The sequence below is a fragment of the Bacillus sp. WC2503 genome (assembly GCF_052682895.1).
On the sequence record NZ_JBQYMD010000001.1, the window covers coordinates 5,238,648 to 5,257,044 of the forward strand.

Sequence of the window (18,397 nt, forward strand, 5' to 3'; positions counted from 1 at the left end):
CAGATCAAATTACAATTGCAATGGAACAAGTATCAGGTGGGGCTGAGTCACAAAGCCAAGGTGTTGAAGAAGGCGCGGCTACATTACAACAAGTAAATACAGCAATTCAAGATGTAACTGGAAGCGCAGAGTCAATTTCTATTTCCTCATTACATGCGCGAGAAAGAGCTGAAGAGGGAGAAGATTTAGTTGAACAAACCGCAAAACAAATGCAGTCTATTTCTAGATCGGTATCCGATTCAGATGCTATTATTAAACTTCTTGATGAGAAGTCAAAGCAAGTAGGAGCTATTTCTGAAGCAATTCAAAACATTGCAACTCAAACAAACTTATTAGCTTTAAATGCGGCTATTGAAGCAGCAAGAGCAGGTGAACAGGGACGAGGATTTGCTATTGTAGCCGATGAAGTTAGAAAATTAGCAGAGCAATCAGGAGAATCATCTGGAGAGATTGCAAATTTAATTGCAGAAATTAAGGCTGATATTGAACATACTGTTAAGGCAATGGATAATGTGAGTGGGGAAGTTCAACAAGGCTTAGATGTTGTAACAAAAACGAAAGTAAGTTTTACAGAAATTTTAAGTTCTACTACTCATATTGTTTCTCAAGTTAATCAAATGGTAGAAACAACGAGGAGAATCGCTGGAGATGCAAATGAAGTGACAAATGCTATTGATGAAATTGCAGCGGCTGCAGAAGAAAATACAGCTAGTATGCAAAGTGTTGCAGCGTCAACAGAAGAACAAGTAAATTCGATGGAAGAAATTAGTTCAGCTTCGCAAAACTTAGCTGAGATGGCCGAAGAACTACAAGCAATGACTAGTAAATTTAAAGTATAATAACAGCAAATAAGTAAGGTGAAAATAATATCACCTTACTTATTTTTCTATTCAGCAATTAGGGGAGTCATTAGTGGGATGAAAAAAAGAAAAAAACTATGGAATTTATGGAAAACGATTACATTGCTAGTTTGTACAGTTGTAATTTTTTCTTTACTTGTTACAGATATATTAATTAGTCATAATGTAGAGCGGACAACGGAGGATAGCCAGGCAGAGAAAGCAAAAACGATTGCCCATATTGTGGCAAATGATTCGATTGTAATCGATGGTTTGATTGGAAAAGCAGATACTTCTGCAATTCAAACGTATACAAATAGAATATTAAAAAACACAGGTGTTCAATTTATTGTAGTTATGGATATGAATGGAATAAGAAAATCACATCCAAACCCTCAAAAAATAGGTCATCATTTTATTGGAGGAGATGAAGGGCCTGCATTGAAAGGAAAGGAACATGTATCGCTAGCAGAAGGAACGTTAGGTATTTCAATGCGAGTGTTTGTACCTATATTTTCTGAAACAGGTGAACAACTTGGAGCGGTAGCCGTTGGTATCTCGGCAGATAATGTAAAAGAGAGAGTTAAGGAAAGTAGACATATTATTTATATCGGTGTCGGAGTTGGAGTACTAGTCGGAATTATAGGAGCAATATTGCTAGCTAGACATATAAAGAAAAGTTTATTCGGTCTTGAGCCGCACAGGATAGCGAAAATTCTTGAAGAAAGAAATACGATGTTACAATCTGTAAAGGAAGGCATTATTGCTGTAGATAAAGAGGCGAGAGTAACGTTAATTAATAATGAAGCGAAACGTCTATTTAAAAAAAGTGGACTTGAAGAAGATTTTATAGGTAAAGACGTTGAGCTATATATGCCGAATTCGCGTATAAAAGAAGTATTGCAAACGGGAGAGGTACAATTAAACGAAGAACAAAATATTTACGGAATTACGATTGTGACGAATCGTGTTCCTTTATATGTAAAAGGAGAAATAGTTGGCGCAATTGCAACATTTCGTGATAAAACAGAGATTAGAAAACTAGCAGAGGAACTAACTGGTATTAGGCTATATGCGGAAGCATTACGGGCACAATCTCATGAGTTTATGAATAAAATGCATGTTGTATTAGGGCTTACACATATGAAACAATATGAAGAATTACAAAAATATATAAGTGGCATGGTATCAGAGCATCAATATGAAATTGGTGGAGTTATGAAAAGAATAAAAAGTCCAGTATTTGCTGGTTTTTTACTAGGTAAACTTAGCTATGCTAGGGAGAAAAATATTAAGTTAATTATAAGTGAAGATTCTTACTTGCCGGAAATATATGATGAAAGTATTACTCATGAACTTATTACGATTGTAGGGAACTTAATAGATAATGCATTAGAGGCAGTGATACATTGCAAAAAGAAACAAGTTGAAATTGGGGTGCAATATCAGAATACATTAACTATTACAGTGCAAGATACGGGGAAAGGTATAGAAGAAGACGAAGTGGATGCATTATTTACAAAAGGTTATTCCACAAAAGGGGATAATCGCGGTTATGGTTTGTATCTTGTAAAAGAAAGTATACAGCGAATAAATGGGGAGATTCACATTTCCTCCTTATTAGGAGAGGGAACAACGATAACAATTGAAATACCTAAAGGTAGGGATGAGAAGCAAATATGATTAAAGTTTTAATTGTAGAAGATGACCCGATGGTAGCAATGTTAAATACACATTATTTAGAGCAAGTAGGAGGATTCGAACTTGTTCAAGCAGTTAACTCAGTAAAATCGGCGATAGAAGTATTAGAGAAATCACGAATAGATTTAGTCTTACTTGATATTTTTATGCCTGAAGAGACTGGATTTGAGCTTTTAATGTATATTCGGAACCAAGAAAAAGAAATCGATATTATGATGATTTCAGCTGTACATGATATGGGGAGTATTAAAAAAGCATTACAATATGGCGTAGTAGATTATTTAATTAAACCATTTACATTTGAACGATTTAAAGATGCATTAACTATATATCGAGAAAAACTTACTTTCATGAAAGAACAACAAAAAATTAGTCAATCGGAATTAGATTCGTTAATTTTACAAAAAGAAAAAAGAGAGCCTACTGTCAATAAAGAGCTCCCGAAAGGATTAACGAAGCAAACGTTGCAATTAATTTGGCAGAAGATCGAGTCGCTGAATGGACGAGCGTTTACAACAGATGAAATGGCACAATTAGTAGGAATTTCAAGAGTTTCTATTCGAAAGTATGTAATGTTTTTGACTGAAATTGGAGTGTTAGAAAACGAAATGGTGTATCAGCATGTGGGAAGACCTGTAAGTAAATTAAGATGTGTTGATCAAAATAAAATAGGTTTTTACGTATAAGCGACTTATTATAAGTCGCTTATACTTTTTTTAATTACAAAACCAATTACAAAACTTACAAAAACTATTTTTACTATTGAAAGCGTTTTAATATTGTTATTAAGAAAACAAGGGGGTGCCATATGGGAATTCAAAAGAATGTGGAAGCGGTATCATTTGCTGAAGGAAATGAATTGAAAAATGAATCTTTCGCTTCTAAAATTATGAACGTTAAAATCGGTGTTATACCTTTACCGTTATATGTAGTATTGGCTGCTATTATTTATGGGGCATCTGTATATAATAAATTGCCAGCAGACATGATTGGTGGTTTTGCAGTTATTATGATCATGGGTATTTTCTTAGGTGACATTGGGATGAGAATTCCAATTTTAAAAAATATCGGTGGTCCAGCAATTCTCTCATTATTTATTCCATCATTACTTGTATTTTTTAACTGGATGAATCCAGCTTCAATGGAAGCTGCGACTATGTTAATGAAAAAATCGAACTTTTTATATTTATATATTTCTTGTTTAGTAGTCGGAAGTATTTTAGGAATGAATCGTAAAGTGTTAGTGCAAGGTTTCGTTCGTATGTTTATTCCTTTAGTAGTAGGAACATTAGCTTCTGTAGCAGTAGGATTATTGGTCGGTTCACTATTCGGGTTTGAAATGAAGCATACATTCTTCTTTATTATCGTACCAATTGTGAGCGGTGGTATTGGAGAAGGGATTTTACCATTGTCATTAGCATACAGTGACATTTTAAATGAATCATCAGCAACATTCGTATCACAGCTTATTCCGGCAGCTATTATTGGGAATATGTTTGCAATCGTGAGTGCAGGGTATATGAAGCGTTTAGGCGAGAAGAGACCTGAGCTTAGTGGTAATGGTGTATTAGTGAAAACAGACAATCAAGCAGAATTATTAAAAGAACAAAATACAGAGAAGCCAATTGATTTCTCATTAATGGGAGCAGGTTTATTAATTGCATGTACGTTCTTTATCTTCGGAGGGTTTGCTTCTAAGTTCATCGGTATTCCTGGGGCAATCATTATGATTTTCTCAGCAGCACTTGTGAAATACTTTAAACTAATGCCAGCAAAAATGGAGCAAGGAGCATTCCATTTATATAAATTTATTTCAAAGAATTTAACTTGGCCGTTAATGGTCGGATTAGGATTGCTATATATTCCGTTAAAAGACGTAGCGGCAGTTCTTTCAGTGGGATATGTTGTTGTTTGTGCATCGGTTGTTCTTACAATGGTAGCATCAGGTTTTCTTATAGGAAAAGTGATGAAAATGTATCCAGTTGAATCAGCAATTGTAACTGGATGTCATAGCGGTTTAGGCGGAACTGGAGATGTTGCTATTTTATCAGCTTCAAATCGTATGGAATTAATGCCTTTCGCACAAATTTCGACGCGTTTAGGCGGGGCAGCAATGGTTGTAACAGCGACAATCTTATTAACAATGTTTTCATGATCAAACAAGCTAGCTATATTCATATAGCTAGCTTGTCAAATTAAGGGGAGATTATAAGTATGTTAGAAAATCAAATTAATGAAAGATCATTGTTATTGCATAAAGAGTTGGTAGGGAAAATTGAGATTACAAGTAAGGTAGAAGTTAATACAGCGGATGATTTAAGCCTGACTTATACACCAGGTGTAGCGGAGTCTTGTAAAGCAATTGCAGCAGATGAAGAAACAGCGTATGACTATACAGCAAGAGGGAATATGGTTGCAGTTGTTTCAGATGGAACAGCAGTACTTGGTTTAGGGAATATTGGACCGAAAGCGGCTATGCCTGTTATGGAAGGGAAAAGTATTTTATTTAAAAAGTTTGCGAATGTAGATGCTTTCCCGTTATGTTTAGGGACGACGAATGTGGATGAAATCGTTACCCTTGTGAAAAATTTAGAACCTACATTTGCAGGTATTAATTTAGAAGATATTGCAGCACCACGTTGCTTTGAAATTGAAAAACGATTAAAAGAAGAAACGAATATCCCTGTATTCCATGATGATCAACATGGAACAGCTATTGTCGTCTTAGCAGCTGTTATTAATGCATTAAAAGTTGTAAGTAAACAAATGGATAATGTGAAAATTGTTATTAACGGTGCGGGTTCGGCAGGAATTGCAATTGGAAAATTATTATTAAAAGCTGGTGCAAAACACATTACGTTAGTTAGCTTAGAAGGTATTGTTTGTGAAGGTGAAACATGGATGAACGAAGCGCAAATTGAAGTTTCAAAGAAGACAAATCGAGAATATGTGCGTGGAACATTAAAAGAAGCGATTCATCAGGCTGATATCTTTATTGGCGTATCTGCGCCTAACGTATTAACGAAAGAATTTGTAAAGACGATGAATGAGAAAGCGATTGTGTTTGCAATGGCAAATCCAATTCCAGAAATATTCCCAGAAGATGCATTAGAAGCTGGAGCTGCTGTAGTTGGAACTGGTCGTTCTGATTATTCAAATCAAGTAAATAATGTATTAGCGTTCCCTGGTATATTCCGTGGTGCTTTAGATGTACGCGCGACTGATATTACAGAAGAGATGAAATTAGCGGCAGCATATGGGATCGCTAACATAATTACGGACGAAGAGCGTAGTGCGAACTATGTAATTCCAAATCCATTAGATAAAAGAGTTGTTCCGAATGTTGCAGAAGCAGTAGCGAAAGCAGCCATAGATTCAGGTGTGGCACAAATTACGAAAATGCCAAGTTATAAATAGTAAAAAGCAGTGCCTTCAAGGCACTGCTTTTTTGAGGTAAGAAATCAAAATAATGAAGAAGTGTAGAGTTATTCGTGCTCCCGCATTATTTATCCCGCCCAAAATTCAGTGGATGCAAGGAAGTAGATTAGTTTTGACAACTTACTCAACAGTGATTACAAATTGATCATAATATTTTTCATTCACATATATATTTAATACCCATAATCCGGATGAAGGTAGCGATATAGTGAGAGGGAGTTCGTTTGTAGTAGAATCGATTGTATTTGAAGTAGTCCAAGTTTGTTTGGAAGTTTCTTGTTGATAGAGTATTGGTGTTGGAGTTACAGATCCCTGTTTTAGCGCGATAATAGATACATTTCCAGTTGGTATTTCAGGATCTAGAAAGTACCACATAATTTCATTTTGTTCATTTGCGACAATAGATGTATCAGCAATTGCAATTCTTCTTTCAATCCCCTTTAAAGGTATCTTTCCGTCTACGAAGGAGGGCGCTTCTTCCCAATTTACATCTTTTAAAACACTAAGATGAAAAAAGGAAGGTGCGTTAACCTGAGATGATGATGTTACTATGGCTTCTTTTTTTAGTGCTTTTGAATCAGGTTGAGCCTGTGTGCATCCAGTGATGAGAAAGGAGAAAAGTAGCATAGTTCCGATTTTTTTCATGGTGCCACGCTCCTAATTATTATTGTTAGTGTAATTGTATTTGCTAGATAGCGGGACAATTCCTTTAAAGTATAAAAAGAGGTCGTAAGTTTTGTACGACCTCTTTTGACATTTTTTTATATTTGTTCAGTTGTGTAGGTTGGCTCGGTCTCTTTTTGAGGCATCGTCAAAAAAATAACAGACAGAACGATACATACGCCGCCTAATAATTGATATGATCCAAACGATTCATTTAGCCAAGTGATTGAAACGATGGCTGCTACAAGTGGTTCAATACTAGATAAAATACTTGTTTCTGTTGCTGCTAAATATTTAAGACTACCAATATAAAGAAGGAAAGAAAGGGTCCCACTAATAATGATAAGAATAAGCATAGAAAAAGTTTTTAGTGTAAGAGTTTGTGAAAATTGATTCCATCCAAATGAACGATTATAAATAAGTAGTGCAATTCCTCCGATTAACATCCCCCAACCAATTACTACAGTTGTTCCGCATTCTTTAATGAGAGAAGCTGGATGAAGGGTATAAAATGCAAATCCAATTGCCGTTAATAGTCCGAAAATAATGGCTGATTTAGATAAAACAATATTTTCGATTGAGCCATTTGTAATAATAAAGTATGTTCCTGTTAGCGCAGTTATAATTGCAAGTAGTTGTATAGAAGCAGGGAATTTTCTTTTCTGAAATGCAACATACATTGTAATAAGAACAGGGCCTAGAAATTGAAAGAGTGTTGCTGTGACAGCATTACTAATATGAACTGTTTCGATAAAGGCATATTGCGCGCCGAGCATGCCAAGAATAGAGAAAATAATAAGCTGTATAGAATGTCTAGGATGTTTCCAAATTTGAAATATGTTTTGTTTCTTTATTAGTAAGATAGACAAAATAAATACTCCTGCAAGCAACAAGCGAATTGTTAAAAAATCAATTGATGATACGTTCGTATGTTGAAATAGCCATTGAATCATCGGTCCAGATAATCCCCATAATGTGGCTCCTGTAATAATCATAATGAGTCCAATACGTCTATTTTTGTTCATGATCATGCATCTCCTCTTTAGTATTTGATTTTTTTTGTGTGACATGATAAAAGGAATTATATATAAAATCTGGTACTGTAAAAAGTATCAGATTTTAGTTTTATTAAGGGGTCAGATATTATGTTAGAATTAACGCCTAATTTAAATATGAATAGTAAGAAGGCATTGTATGTGCAGTTGTATGAGTATATAAAAAAAGAAATTAAAAATGGAACGATTCTATCTTTTACGAAGTTACCGGCTAAGCGAAAGTTAGCAACACATTTACAAGTAAGTAAAAATACAGTAGAGGCAGCTTACGAGCAATTACTTGCAGAAGGTTATATTGAATCAATTTCGAGAAAAGGTTATTTTGTATGTAAGATTGAGCAAATGGTTCATGTAGAAGAAAACGAAGAGAGAATAGAAGAAGTACCCTTTCAGGAGAGGGATTATAAATTTGATTTCACACAAACAGGAGTCGATACAAATGCTTTTCCGTTCAACATGTATCGGAAAATTATAAATGATGTATGGCAGCCTCATAATAATGAGTTGCTCTTTCTTGGTCACCCACAAGGAGAATGGAGCTTAAGAGAAGAAATTGCGAACTATTTGTATGAATCTAGAGGTGTGCGTTGTGCAGCTAGTCAAATCGTATTAGGAGCGGGAACACAAATATTAGTGAAATTACTGTTTCAATTATTAAAAGGAAGTAATTATGCAGTTGAAAACCCAGGTTATCATAGGAAAATGGTTGTTTTTGAACAGGGAGAAGAGAAGGTTCAAATGTTGTCTTTAGACAGGGACGGAATTTGTATGGCAGATTTAGAAAATAGCGATGCAAATATTGTATTTGTAACTCCATCCCATCAATTCCCATGCGGAATGATTATGCCTATCACGAGAAGGATGCAGCTTTTACAATGGGCGAAGAAAGAAGAAGGTAGGTATATTATTGAAGATGATTACGATAGTGAATTTCGCTATTCGGGAAAACCTATACCGGCACTGCAAGGGTTAGATACAGACGGGAAAGTTATTTATATGGGGACGCTATCGAAAGCATTGTTGCCATCATTACGGATGAGCTATATGGTGTTACCAAAGAAATTGATTAAAAAGTATCAACAACAATATTTATTTTATACACAAAGTGTTTCAAGAATGGACCAAGAAGTGATTAGAAGGTTTTTAAATGAAGGATATTGGGAAAAACATATTCATAAAATGCGTGTCGTCTATCGAAAGAAGAGAGATCGACTTGTTTTTGAACTAGAAAAGTACTTCTCAAATCGTGTTGAAGTGATAGGAGAAGATTCAGGATTGCACATTTTATTAAAGGTGCATAATGGAATGCGGGAAAAAGAATTAATTAAAGAAGCTGCGAAACATAGTATCAAAATATACCCTGTGTCTACGTACTATAAAGACGGTACTGCACCTGAAAATATAGTACTACTTGGATTTGCGATTTTATCAGAAGAAGAAATTGCGAAAGCGATTCAATTATTAAATAAGGCATGGTTTATAAAAAAGTAAAAAAACATCCTCATATATGAGAGGATGTTTTTTATTATTTATTTTCATCTAGGAATAAGACCATATGCTCTTCATCCCAATATTGTCCGTTATATTTCAGTGAACGTTCTTGTACACCAAACGTTTTAAAGCCTAATGACTCATAAAGTTTCTTCGCACCATCGTTTCCGACAACAACATCAAGCATAACTTGTTCTACGTCTAAAGATTTAGCAAGCTCAAGACATTCTTTAATAAGTGCTTTTCCTGCTCCAAGTCCGCGTGCTTTTGGAGACACATATACGGAACCAATTTTTGCTTTATGTTCTTGTTTTACATATGGTTTCGTTTCCAGTGTAGCAACTCCGATTAATTTTCCGTCTTTAAATGCACCTAGTGTATAGTTTTCGTCTTGTGCTAGTTTTTGTGCTTTATATTCAATAGCACACTCTTTATTAATAATATCTTCATAAGAAGAGCTGAAAGCTTCAGGGTTTTGCTTTAATCCTTCTACGCGAAGTTCTAAGTAAATTTCTGCTTCGTCTTTTGTTAATACATGGATATCCAATTATATCACCCTCCAGATCTTTGACAAATGTACCTTTACTACGCTATTCGCGGGCAGTAAGGCTCCAATTTTAAAATTCGGCGAATGCGCGGAAGTTAGGTGGGAGGTAACTGCCCGTAAATGCCCGATTGGTTCAACTAATAATCCATGGAGTGAACCTTTCCATGGATTAAAGTTTCACTTTATTTTATATTGAAATAAGAATAATTTCAAAAGCTTAGCTTCTAAGGGCAGATTTTATGAACAAAATAACACCAGTAGTGTTTACTACTACTGGTGTTTTCACACGCATCTTATTCAAAAGGAATCTCGATTATAAAGTTTGTTCCCACTCCTAATTGGCTTGTTACTAGAATGGAACCGTTATGCAATTCTACAATTTCCTTTGCAACAGCCAGTCCGATACCTTTTCCTCCAGTAGCCCTTGTTCTGGATTTATCAACACGGTAAAAGCGATCGAAAATATGCGGGATATCTTCTTCTGGAATACCTTCACCTTCATCTTGTACACTGATTGTAAAATAATCTGCTTCCGTTAGTACACGTATTGTTATAGTAGTGTTTTCTGGTGAATGCTGATAAGCATTATGCAATAAATTTAACATAACTTGTTCCATGCGTCTTTCGTCTATGCAAACTTCTAAATCGTTTTTACAATATACATGAAGTTGCATTTGTTTGTTCGTTAATGTTGTTTTTGTTTTTTCAACCATTCTTTCTAAAAATGGTTGAAGAAGCATCGTTTGTTTTTTAATAACAAATTGGTGTTGTTCTAATTGTACAAGCATAAATAAATCTTGTACGAGATCGGTTACACTATCCGTTTCGTCCTCAATGATTTGTAAATATTCTTCGCGTTCTTCTTTCGTTAAAGAGTCTCTCTTTGCTACCTTTGCATAACCTTTCATATAGGTTAATGGAGTTAATAATTCGTGAGCAACACTAGCGAGGAATTCATTTCGTTCTTTTTTCATATACGTAAGTTCACTCGATAAATCTTCAATCGTTTTTGCTAAACTTCCAAGTTCATCATTTCGTTTAATTCCTAATTGAATTGGCTTATTTAATTTTGAAATTTTTTCGGTCGCTCTTTTCATTTTTATAAGCGGCTCTGTAATAACTCGAGAAAAAACAAAAACAGAAATCGTTGTTAAAATAATTGTTAAAATACTGATGATAAGAAATTGGTCCATGAGTTTAATTAACATATTTTCTAAAAAAGATGTCTTTAATAACATATGTAAGTTACCTTGAAATCCAGTTATTTCAAGTGGGCTTACTGTAGAGATGAATTTCGATTTTTTCCAGTTTTTTTCTACGATCACCCCGTTTTGGGGGATATTTTTCGTTTTGCAAATAAGTTGTTTTTGCATTTCCTTTGTTACGGGTTCTGAGGTGGAAATAATTTTGCCGTTCTTGTCAGTTATAATGATAGTGGTATCGGTGTTAGCAATTAATTCTGAGCCAATTAATTCTTCAGCTGCATGCTCGATAGTGAACTCTTGATACCAAGGGCGTTTAGGTCGTTCGGTGTTTGGTTTTTGTTTAGAATATTCATTCCATTTTGCGCGGTTTACAATTTTGTCACGATACCGATTGCCTTTTTCTAATAGAGCACCTGTTTCTTCTGTAATCCGCATTTTTGAAATACTTTTGTAAAAGGATACGAAAGCAATTGTTTCAATACATAAAGCTAATATTAAAAAGTATGTCCCAATTTTAAGTGAAAGTTTACTCATTTTCCCACCATACCTTATTCATAATAAAGGGTCAGTGGTATGATATTTCCACTGACCTAAATAATTATTCACTTTTCCATTTATATCCGACTTTATAAACGGTTTCTAAATAATCCTCGACTGGAAATCCTTTTTTACGTAATTTATCACGGATATTGCGAATATGCGAATCAATCGTTCTATATTCGATGTCTGTTTCATAGCCCCAAATTTTTTCGATTAAATCATCTCGGCTGTAAGCACGGTTTGTATTTTGTAAAAACAGTCCAAGTAATGAAAATTCGATAGGAGTTAGTGAGATTTTTTCGTCATACACTGTGACAGTATGTTTCGTTTTGTCCCACTCAATACCATTGAAGCTAACAAAGCCATCTTTCTTTGTCCGGCGTAATATAGCTTCAATTCGTGCGACTAATACATGCTCATCAAATGGTTTTGTGATATAGTCGTCTGCTCCCATAGTAAGGCCTTTAACCATATCGTAATTTTGATTACGAGCTGTTAGCATAATGATTGGAACGTTGGAAATTTGACGGATTTGATAGCAAGTATCCCATCCATCCATATTTGGCATCATAACATCTAATAAAATAATATCGAATTTTTTTTGCTGGATTAATTCCAGCGCTTCAAGGCCAGATTTAGCTTTCATACAAAAATAGCCGCGAGGGCTTAAGAAAAGATCTAGCAATCGTAACATACGTTCTTCATCGTCTACTAATAAAATTTTTACCATAATCTTGTGCACCCCAAACTATTCATTCTACTTGTATAGTTTACATGAAAATAATAAAAAACTCTTTTTATGTGATTGAATGGATGGCTGATTTTTTCGCTCAGGGCAATTGACATAAAAAATGCACTAGTTTTGCACAACTATTATTTATAATAGAAAACGTAGCGACACAAATACCCTATGTTGCGACATAACGTCATGTCATTTTATTTATAAAATGACAATTCCATTCTATTGTGTATGTGAGATAGAGAGGGTTTTCGTATTCACCTCGCATCGGATAAGAAAAATTTCCTATCTCACACTTTTTTTAAAAGGAGATAATACACATGAATCCAAAAGAAGAAATTTCAAAAAAAGAAAAGCAAGATCGTAATACGGTTGTAATGTGTGTTGCCGTATCTATGATTATTATTATAAGTTGCGTAAATAAAATTTTGGGGATTTTATAATATATAAAAGCTGATTACTTGTTAACAAGCAATCAGCTTTTTTTATTTTATCCGATTGGTGTGGAGTAATAACTAGTGGGGGAATGACTTCCTGGATTAAAGTTCTACTTTATCAAGAGGCATATTTTTATATAATAAACCAAGGTAAAATTGCTAATCCAGAAGTTACCATTGCTGTAGCACATATTAAAAAGATAGCTCGTTTTTTTTGTTTCATGTCACATTCTCCTCTACATATCAATTGAATGCTGTTCGTTCATTTTATATTTTTAGTATAATGAATGGAAAGGATTGGTACGATCGATAAAGGTGACATGAAGATTACATTGTTGTAATGAAAAAAGCATCTTTCTTAATAAGAAGATGCTTTGGGAAAACTATCCCGCTATTTGTGGATTAATAATCAGTGGGGATAGACACCCCCACCAATTAAAGTTTCACTTTATATTGAAGTATTAATCATTTAAGAATAAAACCATATGTTCTTCGTCCCAATATTGACCGTTGTGCTTTAATGAACGTTCTTGCACGCCGTAAGTTTGGAAACCTAATGACTCATATAGTTTTTTTGCGGCATCGTTACCAACTACAACATCGAGCATAAGTTGTTCTACATGTAATTTATCGGCATTTTCAATAATTGCTTTAATTAGAGCTCGTCCTGCCCCAAGGCCACGTGCTTTTGGGGAAACAAAAACGGAGCCGATTTTTGCTTTATGTTCTTGTTTAATGAATGGTTTTGTTTCTAAAGTAGCAATACCAATCAAATCGTTATCGTTGAAGACACCTAGAGTATACTTATCGGGATTGCTTAATCTTTTTGCCATAGCAGCTACAGGATTTTCATGTTTAAGAACATCTTCATAAGAAGAGCTAAAAGCTTCCGGGTTCTTCGTTAAACCTTCCATACAAACTTTTAAATATATTTCTGCGTCCTCTGTTGTTAATAAGCGAATTTCCATAGTTGTAACCTCCTTGGTGGATTTCAAATAAATCCATTACTTTTATAAGATTGAGTATGCGTTTTTTAGCAGTCTCTTTTAATTTGTAAAAGAATGAAAAGATATATGCTACAATGTTTTGATTTAATTGTGTAATGAAATTATATATTAACTTTATTAACTATTCAAGTCCTTAATATATTACATTTTTATAACTAAAATAACTCCTCGATCGAGGAGTTATTTTTTAAACATTCAATTGATAGCCATCAATTCGTTTTGGATGTGTGTAAATATTACAAGAGTCATTTCTAATAAATCCTACGACTGTAATGCCTAAGTCATGAGCAAGTTGCAAGGCTAGTTTTGTTGGAGCGGATTTGGATAGAACAATTTCACAGCCGATTTTTGAAACTTTGAGTAAAATTTCAGATGAAATACGTCCGCTAAATGCGATAATTTTTCCTTTAACAGATATATCATTACGTAAACAATAGCCGTATATTTTATCTAATGCGTTATGTCTTCCGATATCCATTCTTGATATAAGGATATTGTTTCGATCACATAGCGCAGTATTGTGAACACCGCCGGTTTGGCGAAATGTAGTGGAAGATTGTTGTAAGGCATTCATTAAGTAAAAGCATTCTTCAGGAGTAATTTTTACATGTATATCATGTAAATCTTTTGCTTTTGCGGCGTCGTTTACGAAAATAAAACCTTGTCTACCTTTTCCGCAGCAAGAAGTGATGTATCGTTTATTATATAAAGTTTGATAGAGTGGATTCACTTTTGATGATTTTACATGGACAATTCCGTTCGCTTTTTGAACCCATATTTCTTCAACATCTTTATAGGAAGAAATAATTCCTTCAGAAATTAAAAAACCAACTACCATATCTTCAATGTAATTTGGTGTGCATACAACTGTTACGTATTCTTCACCATTTAATTTAATAGTAATAGGAGATTCTGTAACAATCTCATCAACTTGTTTTGAAAATGAGCCAGATTGATAGCGTACAATCGTATATGTCTCTTGCGTAAACTCCATATTAAATTCCCCTTTTATATGTATTTTTCTCCCACATTTATCATAAAACATTGAAAAAATAAAAACACCTATTAGCAGGGAAATCACAGATTATTTTGGTTATTATTGTATATGTACGATATAATAGAACTGTAGAATAGTGACATTTTCAAGCTTTCGTAGTTATACCTTATAACATCAAGAATCGACTTCATAAGAAAAGGATTTCAGCAGAGCGTTTCAAAAATATGTACAGTAACTTGTTTTTTGAAAACGGATTCATAAACGTGTTGTACAGTTGGTTGTAAGGAGTGGGGAAACTATGGCAGAACAGACAGTCCGTGTAACCGTTGATGGTAAAGAATTTGCTGCATCAGGTGAAAAGACGATACTACAATTATTTAACGAGAGTAACTTGGAACATCCTCAAATTTGTCATGTACCAGAAGTAGATCCAATTCAAACTTGTGATACATGTATTGTAGAAGTAGATGGGAAGTTAATGCGTGCTTGTTCAACGCAAATAGAGAACGGTATGCATATTGAAAGACAGTCGCAGCGCGCAAAAGAGGCGCAGACTGAGGCGATGGATCGAATATTAGAGAACCATTTATTGTATTGTACTGTTTGTGATAACAATAATGGTAACTGTAAAGTGCATAATACAGTGCATATGATGGAAATTGAAGAACAGAAATACCCGTATGAACCGAAAGTAAGTGCGTGTGAAGTGGACATGTCACATCCGTTTTACCGGTATGATCCCAATCAATGTATTGCTTGTGGACAGTGTGTAGAAGTATGTCAAAACCTACAAGTCAATGAAACTATATCGATTGATTGGAATTTAGACCGCCCGCGTGTTATTTGGGACAATGGTGTAAGTATAAATGACTCGTCTTGTGTGAGTTGTGGGCAATGTGTAACAGTTTGTCCATGTAATGCGTTAATGGAAAAAACAATGCTAGGTGAAGCTGGGTTTATGACAGGATTAAAACCAGATGTGTTAGATCCGATGATTGATTTTGTAAAAGATGTAGAGCCAGGATATAGCAGTATTTTAGCAGTTTCAGAAGTGGAATCTGCGATGCGCAAGACGAAGGTTAAAAAGACGAAAACAGTTTGTACATTTTGCGGTGTAGGTTGCTCGTTTGAAGTGTGGACGAAAGACCGTCATATTTTAAAAGTACAACCTGTTTCAGATGCACCGGTTAATGGTATCTCTACATGTGTAAAAGGCAAATTTGGATGGGACTTTGTAAATAGTGAAGATCGCATTACAAAGCCATTAATTCGCCAAGGAGATATGTTTGTTGAAGCTTCTTGGGAAGAAGCTCTTGAAGTTGTTGCATCTAACATGCAGCATATTAAATCAGAATACGGCAGCGATGCATTTGGGTTTATTTCTTCTTCGAAAGTAACGAATGAAGAGAATTATCTTATGCAAAAACTAGCTCGTCAAATATATGGAACAAATAATGTAGATAACTGTTCCCGTTATTGTCAATCTCCAGCAACAGACGGCTTATTTAAAACTGTCGGTATGGGTGGGGATGCTGGAACAGTGAAAGATATCGCTGAAGCAGGTCTTGTTATTATCGTTGGTGCGAATCCGACAGAGGGACATCCTGTACTTGCGACGCGTGTGAAACGTGCTCATAAATTACACGAACAAAAATTAATTGTAGCAGACCTTCGTAAACATGAAATGGCTGAGCGTGCGGATATATTTGTTCATCCGAGTCAAGGAACTGATTATGTATGGCTTGCTGGTATTACGAAATATATTATCGATCAAGATTGGCATGATAAAAAGTTCTTAGCTGAAAATGTAAAGAACTTTGATGAATATAGCAAAATGTTAGAAAAGTATTCGCTTGATTACACAGAAGAAATTACGGGGATTTCTAAAGAGAACCTGAAAGAAATGGCTCGTATGGTATATGAAGCAGACGGTACTTGTGTACTTTGGGGAATGGGTGTAACTCAAAATACAGGTGGTAGTACAACTTCAGCTGCAATTTCAAATTTATTACTTGTTACGGGTAACTACCGTCGTCCTGGTGCAGGTGCATACCCATTAAGAGGACATAATAACGTACAAGGCGCTTGTGATATGGCGACCTTACCGAATTGGCTTCCAGGTTATCAAGCGGTATCTGATGATACGCTCCGTGCTAAATTTGAAAAAGCGTACGGTACGACGATTCCGAAAGAGCCAGGATTAAATAATATTGCAATGTTACTTGCGGCGGAAGAAGGAAAACTGCGCGGTATGTATGTTATGGGTGAAGAAATGGCTTTAGTAGATTCAAATGCGAACCATGTGCAACATATTTTAGAGAATTTAGATTTCCTTGTTGTTCAAGATATGTTCTTATCAAAAACAGCTCGTTTTGCTGATGTTATTTTACCGGCAGCACCGAGCTTAGAAAAAGAAGGGACGTTTACGAATACAGAACGTCGTATTCAAAGATTATATGAAGTATTGAAGCCGCTTGGTGATTCAAAACCAGACTGGTGGATTTTACAAAAAGTAGCTCGTGCACTAGGCGGAGATTGGAATTATGAAAACCCAAGTGAGATTATGGATGAAATAGCATCGCTTGCACCGTTATATTCTCAGGCAACATATGATCGTTTAGAAGGATGGAATAGTTTATGTTGGGGTAGCCATGATGGTAGCGATACACCGCTATTATATGTAGATGGATTTAACTTCCCAGATAAACTTGCTCGTTTATCATTAGATGAATGGGTACCACCAGTTGTGGCGCCGGATGAGTATGATTTACTATTAAATAATGGTCGTATGCTAGAGCATTTCCATGAAGGGAATATGACGAATAAGTCGGCTGGTATTTTATCTAAAGTATCTGAAGTATTCGTTGAAATTTCACCTGAACTTGCTAAAGAGCGTAATGTGAAAGATGGTGGTCTTGTAGAATTATCATCGCCGTTCGGAAAGATTAAAGTACAAGCACTTGTTACAGACCGTGTAACGGGAAATGAGTTATATTTACCAATGCATGCGACAGTAAATGAAGAGGCTATTAATATTTTAACAGGAACAGCGACAGACATTTATACGTGTACACCAGCTTATAAACAAACGATGGTGAAACTGCGCGTATTACGTGAAAAAGGAAATCGTCCATTACCATCTTCAAACCCGCGAGATAAAAAACGCCATCCACAAAATGGTGTTGAAATTCAGCAAAAGTGGCAAAGAAAACAATACGTATCACTTGTGGACTAGGGGGCGGAGATAGTGGCAAAAGAAATTACGTTAATTAAAAAGAAAGTTGTAACAGAAGAAGAGAAGAAACAGCAATTAGCAGAGGAACTGTTCACGGAGTTAGCGAATAACCGTGAAGCAGTCGAGGAAACGATGCAATTACTAGCGCAATTACAGAAAGCTGGTATTTTAGATGCGGCAATTAGTTTACTTGCTGCGAAAGAAGATGTTTCGAAAATTGCTGTTGAGCAATTAAATCGTGAACCAGTGAAAAATGCACTGAACAATATGATGGGGGCAGGAGAGGCTTTATCTTCAGTTGACCCAGAGGTAACAAAACAAATCACATCGAGTTTAGTTACTGGATTGCAATTTGCAACAGATGAATTAAATAGTGGTAAAAAAACAAAAGTGATGGATTTCTTTAAAGTATTAAAAGATCCAGATATCAATAGAGCAATTACATTCGGTTTTAGCTTTTTGAAAGCATTTGGGCAAGGATTAGAGAAAAAATAGAGTAGATG

16 protein-coding genes are annotated in these 18,397 nt (G+C 35.1%); 9 read left to right on the forward strand and 7 right to left on the reverse strand.

Going from position 1 to position 18,397, the window contains the following annotated elements:
* The first annotated feature begins 20 nt into the window (after positions 1–20).
* From ACUN26_RS26970 to ACUN26_RS26990, 5 genes are all read left to right on the forward strand, one after another.
* The gene (locus ACUN26_RS26970; protein ID WP_434087846.1) at positions 21–839 is read left to right on the forward strand and encodes a methyl-accepting chemotaxis protein; all 819 of its coding nucleotides are present in this window, start codon (positions 21–23) and stop codon (positions 837–839) included.
* A 78-nt stretch (positions 840–917) separates the two neighbouring features.
* Positions 918–2,522, forward strand: a complete 1,605-nt coding sequence (locus ACUN26_RS26975; RefSeq protein ID WP_000746368.1) for a sensor histidine kinase — start codon at positions 918–920, stop codon at positions 2,520–2,522.
* On the forward strand, positions 2,519–3,226 hold the full coding sequence (locus ACUN26_RS26980) for a response regulator (protein WP_000598683.1): 708 nt from the start codon (positions 2,519–2,521) through the stop codon (positions 3,224–3,226). Before ACUN26_RS26975 ends, ACUN26_RS26980 begins: the two co-directional genes overlap by 4 nt.
* Before the next feature lie 122 nt (positions 3,227–3,348).
* Entirely contained in the window at positions 3,349–4,695 is a 1,347-nt protein-coding gene (locus ACUN26_RS26985) for a 2-hydroxycarboxylate transporter family protein (protein WP_000512713.1), read from the forward strand.
* A 59-nt stretch (positions 4,696–4,754) separates the two neighbouring features.
* Positions 4,755–5,957: an NAD(P)-dependent malic enzyme gene (locus ACUN26_RS26990; protein WP_000892430.1), complete on the forward strand. Its 1,203-nt coding sequence runs from the start codon at positions 4,755–4,757 to the stop codon at positions 5,955–5,957.
* Between the two features lie 141 nt (positions 5,958–6,098).
* Here ACUN26_RS26990 and ACUN26_RS26995 read toward each other — a convergent pair whose 3' ends face one another.
* Positions 6,099–6,623, reverse strand: a complete 525-nt coding sequence (locus ACUN26_RS26995) for a DUF4871 domain-containing protein (RefSeq protein WP_000719667.1) — start codon at positions 6,621–6,623, stop codon at positions 6,099–6,101.
* 116 nt (positions 6,624–6,739) lie between these two features.
* Complete coding sequence (locus ACUN26_RS27000) at positions 6,740–7,666, reverse strand: DMT family transporter (RefSeq protein WP_001039212.1); 927 nt, start codon at positions 7,664–7,666, stop codon at positions 6,740–6,742.
* A 120-nt stretch (positions 7,667–7,786) separates the two neighbouring features.
* Between ACUN26_RS27000 and pdxR the strand changes: the two genes are divergently transcribed.
* Complete coding sequence (gene pdxR / locus ACUN26_RS27005) at positions 7,787–9,187, forward strand: MocR-like pyridoxine biosynthesis transcription factor PdxR (protein WP_000891910.1); 1,401 nt, start codon at positions 7,787–7,789, stop codon at positions 9,185–9,187.
* Positions 9,188–9,221: 34 nt separating this feature from the next.
* On the opposite strand, the gene ACUN26_RS27010 is transcribed toward pdxR, so the two are convergent.
* The 3 genes from ACUN26_RS27010 to ACUN26_RS27020 form a co-directional block, all read right to left on the reverse strand.
* Entirely contained in the window at positions 9,222–9,734 is a 513-nt protein-coding gene (locus ACUN26_RS27010) for a GNAT family N-acetyltransferase (RefSeq protein ID WP_000351211.1), read from the reverse strand.
* A 293-nt stretch (positions 9,735–10,027) separates the two neighbouring features.
* Entirely contained in the window at positions 10,028–11,473 is a 1,446-nt protein-coding gene (locus tag ACUN26_RS27015; RefSeq protein ID WP_000041010.1) for a HAMP domain-containing sensor histidine kinase, read from the reverse strand.
* A 64-nt stretch (positions 11,474–11,537) separates the two neighbouring features.
* On the reverse strand, positions 11,538–12,209 hold the full coding sequence (locus ACUN26_RS27020; RefSeq protein WP_000238942.1) for a response regulator transcription factor: 672 nt from the start codon (positions 12,207–12,209) through the stop codon (positions 11,538–11,540).
* A gap of 329 nt (positions 12,210–12,538) precedes the next feature.
* Here ACUN26_RS27020 and ACUN26_RS27025 point away from each other — a divergent pair, with 329 nt between their 5' ends.
* Positions 12,539–12,661 carry a hypothetical protein gene (locus ACUN26_RS27025; protein WP_001068390.1) on the forward strand — a complete coding sequence of 41 codons (123 nt, stop codon included), beginning with the start codon at positions 12,539–12,541 and terminating at the stop codon, positions 12,659–12,661.
* Between the two features lie 455 nt (positions 12,662–13,116).
* Here the strand turns inward: ACUN26_RS27025 and ACUN26_RS27030 are convergent, their stop codons facing one another.
* Positions 13,117–13,623, reverse strand: coding sequence for a GNAT family N-acetyltransferase (locus ACUN26_RS27030; RefSeq protein ID WP_000405887.1), 507 nt, complete (start codon positions 13,621–13,623; stop codon positions 13,117–13,119).
* Positions 13,624–13,849: 226 nt separating this feature from the next.
* Complete coding sequence (fdhD, locus tag ACUN26_RS27035; protein WP_000397290.1) at positions 13,850–14,656, reverse strand: formate dehydrogenase accessory sulfurtransferase FdhD; 807 nt, start codon at positions 14,654–14,656, stop codon at positions 13,850–13,852.
* A gap of 301 nt (positions 14,657–14,957) precedes the next feature.
* On the opposite strand from fdhD, the gene fdhF reads away from it, so the two are divergent.
* A complete protein-coding gene (fdhF, locus tag ACUN26_RS27040) occupies positions 14,958–17,894 on the forward strand; it encodes a formate dehydrogenase subunit alpha (RefSeq protein ID WP_000840632.1) in 2,937 nt (978 codons plus the stop codon).
* 12 nt (positions 17,895–17,906) lie between these two features.
* Positions 17,907–18,389 carry a DUF1641 domain-containing protein gene (locus ACUN26_RS27045; protein ID WP_001040512.1) on the forward strand — a complete coding sequence of 161 codons (483 nt, stop codon included), beginning with the start codon at positions 17,907–17,909 and terminating at the stop codon, positions 18,387–18,389.
* The last annotated feature ends 8 nt before the right edge of the window (positions 18,390–18,397 follow it).